This is a genomic window from Nostoc sp., assembly GCF_036917195.1.
GTDB lineage: Bacteria > Cyanobacteriota > Cyanobacteriia > Cyanobacteriales > Nostocaceae > Nostoc.
Map to the genome: position 1 here is coordinate 14,313 of NZ_JBALDG010000087.1, position 13,657 is coordinate 27,969.

At 41.9% G+C, this 13,657-nt stretch carries 14 protein-coding genes; 7 read left to right on the top strand and 7 right to left on the bottom strand.

Annotated features, from left to right (window positions below; translation table 11 throughout):
- Positions 1 to 66 precede the first annotated feature (66 nt).
- The 4 genes from gloB to V7K40_RS30145 all read left to right on the top strand — a co-directional run bounded on the left by gloB (position 67) and on the right by V7K40_RS30145 (position 3,914).
- The gene (gloB, locus tag V7K40_RS30130; RefSeq protein WP_334966321.1) at positions 67 to 840 is read left to right on the top strand and encodes a hydroxyacylglutathione hydrolase; all 774 of its coding nucleotides are present in this window, start codon (positions 67 to 69) and stop codon (positions 838 to 840) included.
- A gap of 371 nt (positions 841 to 1,211) precedes the next feature.
- The gene (gene rplI, locus V7K40_RS30135) at positions 1,212 to 1,670 is read left to right on the top strand and encodes a 50S ribosomal protein L9 (protein WP_334966382.1); all 459 of its coding nucleotides are present in this window, start codon (positions 1,212 to 1,214) and stop codon (positions 1,668 to 1,670) included.
- Positions 1,671 to 1,804: 134 nt separating this feature from the next.
- Positions 1,805 to 3,148, top strand: coding sequence for a replicative DNA helicase (gene dnaB / locus V7K40_RS30140; protein ID WP_334966323.1), 1,344 nt, complete (start codon positions 1,805 to 1,807; stop codon positions 3,146 to 3,148).
- A gap of 247 nt (positions 3,149 to 3,395) precedes the next feature.
- Positions 3,396 to 3,914, top strand: coding sequence for an alpha-ketoglutarate-dependent dioxygenase AlkB (locus V7K40_RS30145; protein ID WP_334966325.1), 519 nt, complete (start codon positions 3,396 to 3,398; stop codon positions 3,912 to 3,914).
- Positions 3,915 to 4,085: 171 nt separating this feature from the next.
- On the opposite strand, the gene V7K40_RS30150 is transcribed toward V7K40_RS30145, so the two are convergent.
- Entirely contained in the window at positions 4,086 to 4,607 is a 522-nt protein-coding gene (locus V7K40_RS30150) for an FKBP-type peptidyl-prolyl cis-trans isomerase (RefSeq protein ID WP_334966327.1), read from the bottom strand.
- Between the two features lie 78 nt (positions 4,608 to 4,685).
- Complete coding sequence (locus V7K40_RS30155) at positions 4,686 to 5,009, bottom strand: phasin family protein (RefSeq protein WP_273769398.1); 324 nt, start codon at positions 5,007 to 5,009, stop codon at positions 4,686 to 4,688.
- A 136-nt stretch (positions 5,010 to 5,145) separates the two neighbouring features.
- Here V7K40_RS30155 and V7K40_RS30160 point away from each other — a divergent pair, with 136 nt between their 5' ends.
- On the top strand, positions 5,146 to 5,328 hold the full coding sequence (locus tag V7K40_RS30160) for a TIGR03792 family protein (RefSeq protein ID WP_334966329.1): 183 nt from the start codon (positions 5,146 to 5,148) through the stop codon (positions 5,326 to 5,328).
- A gap of 199 nt (positions 5,329 to 5,527) precedes the next feature.
- Here the strand turns inward: V7K40_RS30160 and V7K40_RS30165 are convergent, their stop codons facing one another.
- The gene (locus V7K40_RS30165) at positions 5,528 to 5,938 is read right to left on the bottom strand and encodes a 2TM domain-containing protein (protein ID WP_334966331.1); all 411 of its coding nucleotides are present in this window, start codon (positions 5,936 to 5,938) and stop codon (positions 5,528 to 5,530) included.
- Between the two features lie 582 nt (positions 5,939 to 6,520).
- Here V7K40_RS30165 and V7K40_RS30170 point away from each other — a divergent pair.
- Positions 6,521 to 8,737, top strand: a complete 2,217-nt coding sequence (locus V7K40_RS30170; protein ID WP_334966333.1) for an FAD/NAD(P)-binding protein — start codon at positions 6,521 to 6,523, stop codon at positions 8,735 to 8,737.
- A gap of 142 nt (positions 8,738 to 8,879) precedes the next feature.
- Here the strand turns inward: V7K40_RS30170 and V7K40_RS30175 are convergent, their stop codons facing one another.
- The 3 genes from V7K40_RS30175 to modA form a co-directional block, all read right to left on the bottom strand.
- The gene (locus V7K40_RS30175; protein ID WP_334966335.1) at positions 8,880 to 9,548 is read right to left on the bottom strand and encodes a PEP-CTERM sorting domain-containing protein; all 669 of its coding nucleotides are present in this window, start codon (positions 9,546 to 9,548) and stop codon (positions 8,880 to 8,882) included.
- A gap of 298 nt (positions 9,549 to 9,846) precedes the next feature.
- Positions 9,847 to 10,431 (bottom strand): hypothetical protein, encoded by a 585-nt coding sequence (locus tag V7K40_RS30180; RefSeq protein ID WP_334966337.1) that lies wholly within the window; start codon positions 10,429 to 10,431, stop codon positions 9,847 to 9,849.
- Between the two features lie 66 nt (positions 10,432 to 10,497).
- Entirely contained in the window at positions 10,498 to 11,355 is an 858-nt protein-coding gene (gene modA, locus V7K40_RS30185; RefSeq protein ID WP_334966339.1) for a molybdate ABC transporter substrate-binding protein, read from the bottom strand.
- A gap of 830 nt (positions 11,356 to 12,185) precedes the next feature.
- Here modA and V7K40_RS30190 point away from each other — a divergent pair.
- Positions 12,186 to 12,587 (top strand): fasciclin domain-containing protein, encoded by a 402-nt coding sequence (locus V7K40_RS30190; protein WP_334966341.1) that lies wholly within the window; start codon positions 12,186 to 12,188, stop codon positions 12,585 to 12,587.
- 200 nt (positions 12,588 to 12,787) lie between these two features.
- On the opposite strand, the gene sfsA is transcribed toward V7K40_RS30190, so the two are convergent.
- Complete coding sequence (gene sfsA / locus V7K40_RS30195) at positions 12,788 to 13,513, bottom strand: DNA/RNA nuclease SfsA (protein ID WP_334966343.1); 726 nt, start codon at positions 13,511 to 13,513, stop codon at positions 12,788 to 12,790.
- Between the last annotated feature and the right edge of the window lie 144 nt (positions 13,514 to 13,657).

Genomic DNA, 13,657 nt, shown 5'->3' on the forward strand with positions numbered 1-13,657 from the left:
TTACTTGCTGAGACTTAGGATTGGTACTCAATACCAAAGATTTATGTTGTAAGGGAGGCAGAGGTAATGCAGGTAATCCGTCTGGAAGCACTCTCAGACAACTACATATTCTTGTTACATGATCGTAAACAAAATATCGCCGCTGTTGTCGATCCAGCAGAGTCTCAACCAGTATTAAAGAAACTGGCAGAATTAAAAGCTGAGTTGGTAGCAATTTTCAACACACACCACCATAACGATCATGTGGGTGGTAATAAGCAATTAATGGAACAATTCCCCCAACTGATAGTTTATGGAGGAGCCGAGGATCGTGGTAGAATTCCGGGACAGCAGGTGTTTTTGCAACAAGGCGATCGCGTCCAGTTTGCAGACCGTATAGCTGAAGTTGTCTTCGTTCCCGGACATACCCGCGCTCACATCGTTTACTACTTTCCCCCCGAAAAAGCTGGTGAGACAGGCGATTTATTTTGCGGCGATACCCTATTTTCTGGCGGTTGCGGTCGCTTGTTTGAAGGAACAGCAACCCAAATGGTGGACTCTTTAAGCAAACTGCGCTCTCTACCCGATGATACACGCGTCTGGTGTGCCCACGAATACACCTTAAAAAATCTGCAATTTGCCCTAACTGTGGATGGCGACAATACCGACTTACAAAGACGCTTCAATGAAGTCGAAGCTTATCGTAGTCGAGGAGAAGCAACCATACCCTCGCTACTGGCAGTAGAGAAGCGAACCAATCCCTTTTTACGTTGGGATCAGCCATCATTACAATTAACTGTTAAGAGTAGTGACGCAGTCCAAACCTTTGCGCGTATACGGGAAATGAGAAATAACTTTTAGGCATTGGGCATGGGGCACTTGTACTGAGCATCTCGACTTGCTTCTCTTCGAGAGGCTGCGCTAACGACTGCGTTCAGCACAAGTCGCTCGATTGAGCCGGCGTCGAAGTATGGGGCATGGGGCATAGAGCATTGTTTATTATTTTTCTCCTGCTCTCGTGCCTCCCCTACTTCCCCTGCTCCCTCATCCCCCACTCCCCACTGCCCACTCCTTCAATTTTCTAGCGTTAATAGTTGCGATCGCACCCTTTCTTTCGCTACGATCTGTAAGCTTTAGGGTATAGGCAAAGAAGCTTGGAATACAGCATTGACATTGTGAGCTATTTTACCCAAACCCAAATTAATCAGATTTTACAGGAAAAACGAAAAACGATGGCGAAACGTGTGCAGTTAGTTTTAAATCAAGATATCAGCAAGCTAGGAAAATTTGGTGACTTAGTGGAAGTAGCTCCTGGCTACGCTCGTAATTATCTGATTCCCCAGAAATTGGCAACCAATGCCACTCCTGGTATTCTCAAGCAAGTAGAACGCCGTCGTGAGCAAGAGCGTCAACGGCAATTAGAACTCAGACAACAAGCTCTTGAGCAAAAAGAATCTTTAGAAAAAGTTGGCAGCTTGACAATTGCCAAGCAAGTTGGGGAAAACGAAGCAATTTTCGGTACTATCACCACCCAAGATGTTGCAGATGCCATTAAGGCAGCCACTGGTCAAGAAGTTGATCGGCGTGGAATTACCATCCCTGATATTAACCACCTTGGTACTTATCAAGCCGAAATCAAGCTGTATTCGGAAGTAGCAGCACAACTCGATATTCAAGTCGTCGCTAGCTAAAAGACAGCAAAAGGAGCAGAGGGAGCACAAGCAGGGGTAGCAGGGGTAAATAACAACTCCTAACTCTTATACAGACGCGATTAATCGCGTCTCTTTACTCCTAACTAGCTTTCATCTCAAAACTAAAATCGTTTATGGCTGAAGAACTAAGTTTTCAAGGTGATGGTAGCGATCGCGTACCACCCCAAAATATCGAGGCAGAAGAAGCGATTTTGGGGGGTATTTTACTAGATCCAGAAGCGATTAGTCGAGTTAGCGATCGCCTCCTTCCAGAAGCTTTTTACATTAGCGCTCACAAAGATATTTATCAAGCAGCTGTGAGGCTCCACGCCCAAGGTAAACCCACAGACTTGCTCTCTGTCACCAGTTGGCTGACTGACCATGAGATCCTTGCCCGTATTGGTGGCAGAAATAAGTTAGCAACTCTGGTAGACCGCACAGTGTCAGCTGTGAACATCGACGCCTTAGCAGGGTTAGTGATGGAAAAATACCTGCGGCGACAGTTAATTAAAGCTGGCAATGAAATTGTACATCTTGGTTACGAGACAGAAACCGAATTACCAATTGTTTTAGATCAGGCAGAACAGAAGGTCTTTGGCGTTACTCAAGAGCGTCCCCAATCGGGTTTAGTTCACATTTCTGATACTCTAATTAATAATTTCCAGGATATAGAGGATCGAAATCAAGGCATTGCCTTACCTGGAATTCCCTGCGGATTTTATGATTTAGATGCCATGACTAGCGGCTTTCAGCGCTCTGATTTGATTATTGTCGCGGGCCGCCCATCAATGGGGAAAACGGCCTTCTGCTTGAACCTAGCTCATAACATCGCCGCTTCTTATAAATTACCAGTTGCTGTTTTCAGCTTGGAAATGTCCAAAGAGCAACTGACACAACGGCTATTAGCTAGTGAGGCGCAAATTGAAAGTACTTATCTGCGGACTGGACGCCTCAGCCAAACACAGTGGGAACCTTTAAGCCGTGCTATTGGTATCCTCTCAGAGATGCCAATTTATATTGACGACACGCCAAATATTACAGTTACACAAATGCGTAGTCAGGCAAGAAGACTACAAGCTGAACTTGGAACTGAATTAGGATTAATTGTAATAGATTACTTACAATTGATGGAAGGAGCAGGCGATAATCGAGTTCAAGAATTATCAAAAATTACACGTCAACTTAAAGGTTTAGCACGTGAATTATCTGTACCAGTTATTGCTTTATCTCAATTGAGTCGAGGGGTGGAAGCGCGTACTAATAAGCGTCCGATGTTGTCAGATTTGCGTGAAAGTGGCTCAATTGAACAAGACGCAGATTTGGTAATAATGTTGTACCGCGATGAATATTACTCTCCAGATACTCCCGATCGCGGCATTGCAGAAGTAATTATAGCTAAACATCGCAATGGGCCTACAGGGACTGCAAAACTTTTGTTCAATCCACAGTTTACAAAGTTTCAAAATTTAAAAATTTAGCCAGACCAAATAATTATTTAAATCAATACCTTCGCCAAAGATAGAGGTAGTCTATCTTTGACCGAAATAGCCCAACACAAGAGCGTGCAATCCTCTTAGGCAAATATTCTAGTGTAGATTATTCAGAATATTTAATCGAGGGCTTGTTGATGAAACCATCAGGCTGGATACAATGGGAGATAACTGCGACAGAATTTTACATTTATGATTTAAAAGATTAAACCGTAACAAGATTTTTATTTGAGCAATGAACGAGCCTGATTTACTCATTAATAATGAATTTTTGCCGAATAGTCATTCTCTATTTGATAGTCTTATATCCATAACTAACTGGGATGAGCGTATACGGGCGCGAAAAACAGCCAGCTTTGGTTCCCCATATAACTACTCAAACATTTCTTACGAATCATGCCCGATGCTGGATGAGTTACTTCCTATTATTGATAGACTTGAAAAAAACTTTGGGTTTCGACCGAACAACTGTTTAGTCAATTATTACACAAATGGTAACTCAACAATGGGATTTCACTCCGACTCAATTGATGAACTCATGGAGAATACTGGTATCTCTATTATTTCGTTAGGGGCTGAAAGAATAATTACATTTCAGAATAAACAAGACAAAAGCATAGAATATAGTTACTTACTTAAAAGTGCTTCTCTACTTTTTATGCCTCAAAAGACGCAGCAAGATTGGAAGCATGGAATTCTCAAGCAACCAGAAACATTCGGGCGTATCAGTCTGACGTTTAGGTTGTTGGTATAGTCGCGGCAGTCTGATCAAAGTTACAGATACTTTCTCTCACGTTTTCTAGCTGTACTTCTGCCCCATCTATACTCTGAAATATCTAATTTATTTAATAGGGCATTGAGAACAGAGAAAATAGAAACTTCTTTTAATAATTCCCTCTCGTCCCCATTCCCCATGCCCTAGTTCTTACTTAACTCCTAACAATTCCACATCAAATAGCAGAGTTGCATTGGGCGGAATCACACCACCAGCACCACGAGAGCCATAGCCTAACTCTGGGGGGATGATTAACTGACGACGACCGCCTACTTTCATAGTGCTAAGTCCTTCATCCCAACCTTTGATTACTTGTCCGACGCCAATTTTAAAGCTGAAGGGTTGGCCGCGATCGCGTGAACTATCAAACTTAGTACCATCTTCTAGAGTGCCGACATAGTGAACTTCAACCGTTTGTCCAGGTTGAGGAGTCGCCCCAGTCCCCTCTTTTAACTCGACATACTTTAATCCAGAGGGGGTAGTTACAGCATTAGCATCAGACATAGTATTACTCGCAATTAAGATATTGTTTTCAGTTACAGTTGTGGGCACTGGCGGCGTTTGGGTTAACTGGGCAGCAATGGCAGTATTCTGTTTACTGCCTACTTGCCCCACAATCAACAGCACAACACACACCAGCATGAACGCCACGCTGAGGAAAATTGGTTTCAAAATCAGTTCTCCTTACTTAGGTATCCTGGCAAAAACATTACCAACAGGACACATTTAGTTTAAATCAGAAAGGACATCCTAACGCCAAAGCTTATTTTCCAAATCGCGCAATTGACGCTCTAAACGGTCAATTCTACCCCGCAGTTCATCCACTTCCGACTGACGAGCTACTCCTAAATCCTGCATCATATTTCGCATTTGCCGTTGCATTTGGACATCGAAGTTTCCCTGTTCTGACTTTAACTGCTGGGCAATATCATCTATTACCGCCTTGGCTTGCTCAGGATTGAGCTTACCGTCTTTAACTAAATCATCGCTGACTTGGCGCAGTTTTTCTGCTACTAAAGACGTTGTGCCAAGACCCACCATCATTAGTTGTTGCAACCAGTTGTTGTTGTCCATACTCCCCTTCCTCTTACTTATTTCAAACCAGCCGACTCTTGCTCCTGAGTGTAGGCAATCAAGCTATGCTAAAAGCGTAGTTATTCTAGCCTACAGCTCTATTTTGGCAAATTAGTAAACACAGGGTTGAAAGGGTGTGGTTATAGAACTCCTCAACTTTAAGGTTGTCCCGGATTTACGGGAAGATTTTATGCAGAAGGACGCACAAATTTGGACAACAGGGTTGGCTGAATATGCTAGATTTCTCGGTAAACAGGTTTGGATCAGCCCCAATCACCACACAGAAGTTATCGTGATCATTCGTTGGGCAATGCGCTAACTGTGGAAAGCCCTACCCCAAGCAGATTTGCAGACTATTAAAGACAAATTCATCCAAGCACTGGAGAATCCTATCCAATAGTGGAGTTACCAGAGTATCAAGTACGGAAATTTCCCCATTTCTAGGTGAAAGATTACTCCCAACTCGTAGGGCTGGATAGCTGTGGGTTGGTGTCTCCATTTTTCAAAGTAGGGAGAAGTTAAATTTGGGCACGCCATTTCTGAAAGGCTATCTCGTAATCCTCTGTTTTATTCTGATAAACACTCCACCAATGAAAAAATAGTCCTAACCCCCATCCTAATACTGGGAAGATAGCCCAAAAATAACTAGGACTAGTTATTAAATTCAAGAGAATGAGGAATAAATTAACCGCTAGGAAGGAAACAAAATGTGTCCAAAAGTCTCTGCGTCGGAAAGTATTAAATGTGCGTCGCGAACGTTCCTCTTCTTGTTGAGCTAACCACTTTTGTTCAGTTGTTTCCAAAATATTAGAAGAAATACCTAACTCAGATGCCATTTCTACAAGCTGTTCTCGTGAAAATTCACCTTCTTGTTTACGAGTGAGTGCTATTTGAAGAATTTGTTGCACATCTTCGGAATCGTAAGTCATTTTAATTACCTTATAAGTTTGTGTGTAAATGTGCTTTTGATTTCACGAAGTTTTTGATAGGCTTCGTGAAATTGAGTTAGCAAATACCTCCACATTTTGCACCCAATATTTAGTTAAATTCACAACCTTATTATTTTCTCACAACCGATTTAGGACTACTGTATTTGTCAATACCTCTGTATTGCTTTTATGACATTAAGCTAAACATTATCTGAAACTTGAATGCTAGTAGTGTCAGAAAATATTGACAATTGTAGAGGTAAAATTCTCGCTTTTGAAGGGGTCTTTTGATGTTAACTAAAAACCACGGTATTTGCATCGGATTTGGATGCAATAGACACATCAATGTTAGATAAATAGTTTCAAAACCTTGTCTCCTCTAGATTTTAGTTTATGTAATCTGACGATCGCCACTCTCTCGATTTGGGGAATTGGACACTCAAGTGCAATTCCCACTTATTCATGTGTGTATGTGGTTTTTTGAGCCAATTCATCTGCCTAACAGCTTGCGACAAGCGGAAATTTCAGTTTATCGGCCGTAAATTAATCAGTAGAAAGCAGCAAGTGCAACTCACACGTCCTATGAACAACAATATTTTTAACCTAACCGTCTCTCCAGTTGCGATCGCCATTATTGGTGGTGGCTTTAGCGGTTCTCTGGTTGCAGCCAATCTTTTACGCAATGCAACCATGCCACTGTCCATCAAGTTGATTGAACGTAATTCTGAAATAGGTAGAGGAGTTGCTTACGGGACACCAGTGGACTGTCACTTGCTGAATGTGCCAGCAGGTAAGATGAGCGCTTATGACGATCAACCAAATCACTTCCTGAATTGGCTGCACAAAAATGGTCATGAACAGGTAACTCCATCTACCTTCGTTGGGCGTCGGGTTTATGGGGACTATGTGCAGGCGACTTTAAAAGCAGCACAGGTAGATGCAGCAGCTAATGTGCAGCTAGAGAAGATTGTGGATGAAGCGATCGCCATCGAAACAAAACCTGACAACACAATAGTGTACCTGAGCAGTGGTCAGTGTTTGCATGTGCAAAAGGCGGTGTTAGCGTTGGGCAATTTCCCGGCAATTCTGCCTAGACCACTCGCCGTTTTAGACAACCGCTATGTCAAAGATGCTTGGTCTGCTGATGCGATCGCTGACCTAAATCCAGAGGATGCTATTCTGCTGGTGGGCACTGGGTTAACAATGGTAGATGTGGTTGTTGCCTTGCACCATCAGGGGTTCCAGGGACAAATTCATACCGTCTCGCGGCACGGATTGATGCCCTGTAGCCACAAATCAACAACTCCTTATCCGGCATTTCTTGATGTAGAAACTGCACCAAAAACGGCGCGAGGACTGCTGCATCTGCTACGTCAAGAACTACGCGAGGCTCTTACGCAAGGACACGCCACTTCCTACAACAACGGACTGGCTCAAGCCAGTTCGTACAACCGGGGGAACCCCGGCAACGGACTGGCTGAAGATTGGCGAGCAGTAATTGATGCCATCCGCCCCATTATTTCAGAACTTTGGCAAGCACTGCCATTGCTGGAACAGAAACGATTTCTGCGCCATGTCAAAGCTTACTGGGAAGTTCACCGTCATCGGATTGCTGAAGAAATTGCCGAAGTACTAGATGCTGCAATGGAGTCTGGTCAACTGATCCATTACGCAGGTCGGATTCAAAGTTGTCAGGAGTTTGAGAATGGAGTGAATGTGAAAATCTGCGAACGGGGGACGCACAAAGATATCGTTTTGCAAGTTAAGCGGATTGTCAACTGCACCGGCGCAAATTGTGATTACCTCAGATTGCAGCACCCATTGGTCGCTAGCCTCCAAGAACAACGGCTGATCCGTCCTAACACATTGTCAATGGGAACCGACACTGCCCCAAATGGTGCGCTGATTGATGCAGATGGAAATGTATCTCAAATGCTGTACACCTTGGGGACACCGCGCAAGGGCAATCTTTGGGAAACCACCGCTGTTCCTGAAATTCGGGTTCAAGCGGCAAATTTGGCACAGGAGTTACTGAAATGTCTCAATCCAAAACCCGATGCAACTACTTTGGCGTTGAAGAAACCTGCTATGTTATTTCGTCAACTCTTTGATAAAGAATCTAGTACTTATACTTACCTAATTGCCGACCCAGAAACCAAAACAGCTATCTTAGTTGATCCTGTATTAGAGCAGGTCGAACGTGATCTTCAGATATTGCGACAATTGGGGCTGACCTTAAGCTACTGTCTGGAAACCCACATCCATGCTGACCATATCACTGGGACAGACAGATTAAGGTCACTAACGGGTTGTTTGGGGATTGTGCCTGAGAATGCCGCAGTTACCTGTGCAGACCAGTACATTGCCGATGGAAATATGTTGGAATTGGGGAATGTGCAGATTCGGGCGATCGCTACCCCTGGTCACACTGACAGCCACATGACATACTTAGTCAACGACACTCATCTATTAACTGGAGATGCCCTATTCATCCGGGGTTGCGGTCGTACCGACTTCCAAAGCGGCGACGCTGGATCACTGTATGATGCCGTTACTCAGAAGCTATTCACATTACCGGATGACACCTTGGTATATCCTGGTCACGACTACCAAGGACAGACAGTATCCACCATTGGCGAGGAAAAGTGCTGGAATCCTCGGTTTGCAGGACGCAGCCGCAACCAGTTCATCGAATTAATGAAAAACCTCAACTTACCCAAACCTAAAAAGATGCTGGAAGCTGTACCTGCAAATCAGCATTGTGGCAAAGTTCTAGTTGCATTGGATTATCAAATTTGAAAATTTAGCTATGGAAAGGGTAAGCCGATGTCTACAACAGGCTGTTCAGTGACGCACTTTTTCTATTGAGATTGTATAGCGATGTCTAACGACAACTGCGCGTCTACGCTCTGTTATTTTCCGAGAGAGTTATTCTTTTTAACTAATTGCCTCTAATTGCCTTCTTTTTCTTCAGCCATATTCCCAACAATCCAGCAATTGCTATTCCTCCAATAGTCGATGGCTCAGGCACAGGCTCAGGGACAGGTTTTACACTCACATTATCCAAGTATAAGAATCCATATTTATCCCAATTCCCAAACTTTAACTCTGTGGATGATGCGTCTGCCGTGAAATTGAACTTGTATGGCGTGTATGGTTGAAAAGAAATGTCTTTTTGATCAAAAATCTTATTTCCACCTACAAATGTCTGAAATTGATTATCAAGGTCAGGGGCTTCATCTATAGATGCTAAATAGTAACTAAGTTCGTATTGCTGACCAGGTTGTGTAGAAAGCGTCTGTGATATGTAGCTGAGGTCTATAAATCCACTAAGTGATAAGCCCTGATTACCACTATCATGCTGAGGAAAATTGCTTATTCTTATCCCTGATATATCCATCGGATCACCAGACTTAGCCCATCCTGTAATATTAGGATTTGTAACGTTAGGATCATTAGGATCTACGAGTTGGTCGAGTTCAAAGCTTCCGTTTTTAACAAGTTCTGCCGCTTGTGCTCCTACATTATAAATATTAGTAATCACAGCAGTACTAATTAAGGTAGTAGTAAAACTAAAAACAATAATTGAGAGTTTTTTAGTTAAATTCATGAAAATTGACTCCAAATAATTGTAAATTTCGACAACTAAAGCAAGTTGATAGTTACATCCATGCTGGCTTTCAGTAGTGTCAATAAAAATGAACACTTTCTTCTGGTTTATAAGAGTTACCTATAGATGTGGATAATGATTCATACACCCAAGGCGATTTTTCTCAATAAACCCATGATGGAGTTTTTAAATCAGATGAATTTTAGTGGCATTCTTAACACTATGGAGCCAGACATTAGACATTGCTTAGGCTTCTACCTGTGGTTTATTTATCCCCATCATCTATCACCGGATCATCCTAATAGTTTTTCTTTTGATGTTTAGGTTGAGTTTTGACACTCACATCATCCAAATATAAAAACGCATACTTTGCTAGAGAACCAAACTTTATCTCTGTGTATCTTCCTTTTGCTTTAAAATCTAAGGTGTATTGCTTATAAGGTTGGAAAGGAGTATCATTTTTAACAAAAACCTTCCTTCCACCTATAAAAACCTGAAATATATTCTTAAGGTCAGGCTCCTCCTCTATGGATGCGAAATAGTAAGTAAGTTGGTAGTGTCGACCAACAACTGTAGGGATAGTCTGTGATATGTAGCTAATGCCTGAAAATGCACCAAGCGATAAACCTTGGTTACCACTGTGAGGAAAGTTGCTAATTGTAGTACCTATAGCGCCAGATTTAAGCCATCCAGTAACATTAGGATTTACACCGTTAGGATTATTAGGATCTGCCAGAGGGTCGATTTCAAATCCCCCGTTATAAATTAGCTCTTGTCCTTCCGCTTGTGCTGCTGACTTATAAGTATTGGTAATCACAGCAGTATGAAGCAAAGCAGTGCTCAGACTACAAATAATAATTGAGAGTTTTTTAGTAAACTTCACAAGACATTACTCCAAATAGTTCAAAATTAACGACAACGACTACTTAATTGATTTACTTTGTGGTGATTAAGGCGCAAGAAACCCATAATTATTTTTGAAGATATTCTGGGCAGTACTACCAGTTAAGTAAGTAGAAAAACTCTGTGCTGTCGTTAAAACTTTAGTTCTGGTGAGTATACCCAGTGGATAGACAATCAGATCACTCTCTGTTGTTAGGGCAGTTTGTACGACTTTTACCTTGTTAGAAATGGCAGCATCAGTTTTGTAAACGATACCTGCGTTGATAGTTTTATTTACACCTGCAACAGTTACAGAAGCTTTATTTTCAACAGCAGTTAAAACGTTACGCACATTGCTATCAAGGTATAATTTAGGACTTAGAGTAGTGAAAATACCTCGCTTAGTCAGAACTTGTTTGGCATAATTTCCTGCTGGTACAACTGGAGGAGTGCCTGTGTAGTCACCTATAGCAACACCACTAATATTGGCATTGGTTAAACCATTGAAGCTAGTGAGAGCCGCACTACCAGCACTAACAGGGGGCGTCGTCGGAGTAATCAAAACTAGACGGTTTCTGACAATGTTTTTACGGCTACCTGCTACCAATTTACTTGGGCTTGAATTTTGTAAGACATTTATTTGGTCGTTGGCAGCAGAAATGAAAATATCTGCTGGAGATCCTGCTTGTATTTGCTTGAGCAAGGTACCAGAAGCACCAAATGTATAAACAACGTTGACACCTGGGTTAGCATTTTGGTACTGAGTCTTAATAGCATTTAGCGCGTTTGTTAAGCTGACAGCCGCATACACGTTAAGTGTGGTTGCGGAGCTTGCTGGTGAAAAATTGACAAACTGTAAGCCTATTACCAGCATCATGCTGGTAACTGCCGTAGCAATCCAAGCAATAAGTCTTCTTCTGTTCATGAAAGTCATAGTTTGGGGAAAATATTACCTAAGGATCTTATTGGTCACATACATAATTTACGTACAGGCAAGGAAAAAACCAACCATACATAAGGAAGGCAGAGGATACGGATAAATGAGGTTTGAGAGGGTTTTTGCGTAAGTCCTACGTATAATCAATTCTGGAAATAAAGGATCAATCACAATTGCTAAAAGCATTAGTGTGATGGAAATTTATTGTTTCCAGGTAGGATTACAGAAACGGCGAGTGAAATGTATTTAGTGATGAAATATTATCAGTTAAATACGCTCATTACCAATATTTTTGGTTAGCAAACCCTGACAACAGGGCAAACGCATCTATCTAGATATTATGAAAAAAGCTGATTTACTTGTACAACAAGGGTTTTATCATAAATTTGTCGGCTAAATCCTAAATAATTAAAATTCTTGTAATACCAATATTTTAAAAATAAGGCGCGTTTACCAATCTATATACTGATTTCTTTGGTGATTAAATTGCTGCGTTGACACTACTGCACAGGCATCGCCACACATCTGTGTAGAAAAAGGAGCGATGCCTGCGGTGGTCACTGAGCCTGTCGTACCCCTACGGGGAAGCAAGCTACGCGGAGCGTCTCGTAGAGAAGTGCAGTAAACTACGCATCCAACAGTGCTTATAACTCATCCATCTGGATCAATTACATATAATTCTCTGTTTGGATAAAAATATTTACAATCCTTAATGATATCAATAAAAGATTTTACTTGACATACATCTAACGATAGATAGATTTTATTAAAAAAATAGTTTAAATTTGTAACAGATTACACAGAACTAGGTAAAGCACATGGCCAATATAATTGACACTGCCACTAATAATGGTTCTTTCACGACACTAGTTGCAGCAATCCAAGCCGCTGGTCTGGTAGATACACTGAAAGGTGAGGGGCCATTTACCGTCTTCGCACCCACTGATGAAGCGTTTAAGAAGCTTCCAGCAGGTACAGTAGACGCATTACTTCAAGACATTCCAAAGCTCAAGAAAATCTTGACCTATCATGTTGTCTCAGGCAAGGTACTAGCTGCTGATGTAGTTAAACTGAAGACAGCTACAACAGTTGAAGGTTCAGATGTAAAAATTGACGCTTCTAATGGCGTTAAGATCAATGATGCAACAGTTGCAACACCAGATGTTGCTGCTGATAACGGTGTCATCCACGTCATTGATACAGTTTTGATTCCTGCATAAGTAAACCTCACAATAGCGAATGCTATTTATTTGTGGGGCGGCGACTACCTATAGTCATTTGTTGATTACAGTCTGGTTGGATGTCTTTTAGTAAACACCAACTACCAATAAGTCCATCTAGACAGTATCTAGATGGATTTATTGTTTCATGCGTTTAGAGACGTTGCCTTGCAACGTCTCTAGTGTCTGATTAGATGTAATCAAATTTTCAGTTTTGCCAAACCCAAATAACGGATACCTTCGGGGGAAATGTCAAAACGGCAAGGTAAGACTTCTAAACCAAGTGCGATCGCATCCCGTAATAATTTACCATATACAGGATCTGTGCGATCGCCAGGGGAAAACTCAGTACAATCACTGCGATTGATAAAGTAAAGCATCACCGCACGAGTTAGAGGTAGCAGCGCCATTAGTTCTCGCAAGTGCTTTTGTCCTCTTGTAGTCTCCGTGTCAGGAAATAGGGCTAATCTCCCCTCAGACAAAGTTGTATTTTTCACTTCTAAATAAATCGGGCGTTCCTCATCACTCCCCGTTAAGAAAAAATCCACTCGACTTTTTTTATCTAGCCCATAAACCACCTCGCCCTTGATTTGACTATAGTCGCCCAATTCTGGGAAAAGGTGTTTCGCCAAAGCTAGCTTTACCACCCGATTGGGCAAAAAAGTATTTATACCTACCCAAGTCGGCTCGTTATCATCTACCTGAATTAGTTCTAAAGTGTAAGCCAATTTGCGGTTAAGATTATCACTTTTGGAAAGCTGTACCGCACTTTGGGGAGTCGAGACTCCAGTCATTGGCCCTGTATTTGGACAGTGTGCTGTCACTATTTCGCCAGAAGTAAGTTGAACCTCAGCAAAAAACCGCTTGTAGCGTTTTAGCAAAATACCCGGATACAAAGGTGGGTAACGGTAAAGCCAATCAATCATTATGGAACCTTATTGCTGTTAGTAAATATACGTCGATTTATTCCCCACCGAACGCCCATCAGCAAATCTTTTCAGCAGCTACTTTTACACCCATGAGTATTACTCCACCCTGTGACAGAATTTGAGGAACTTTTCTTATCACAA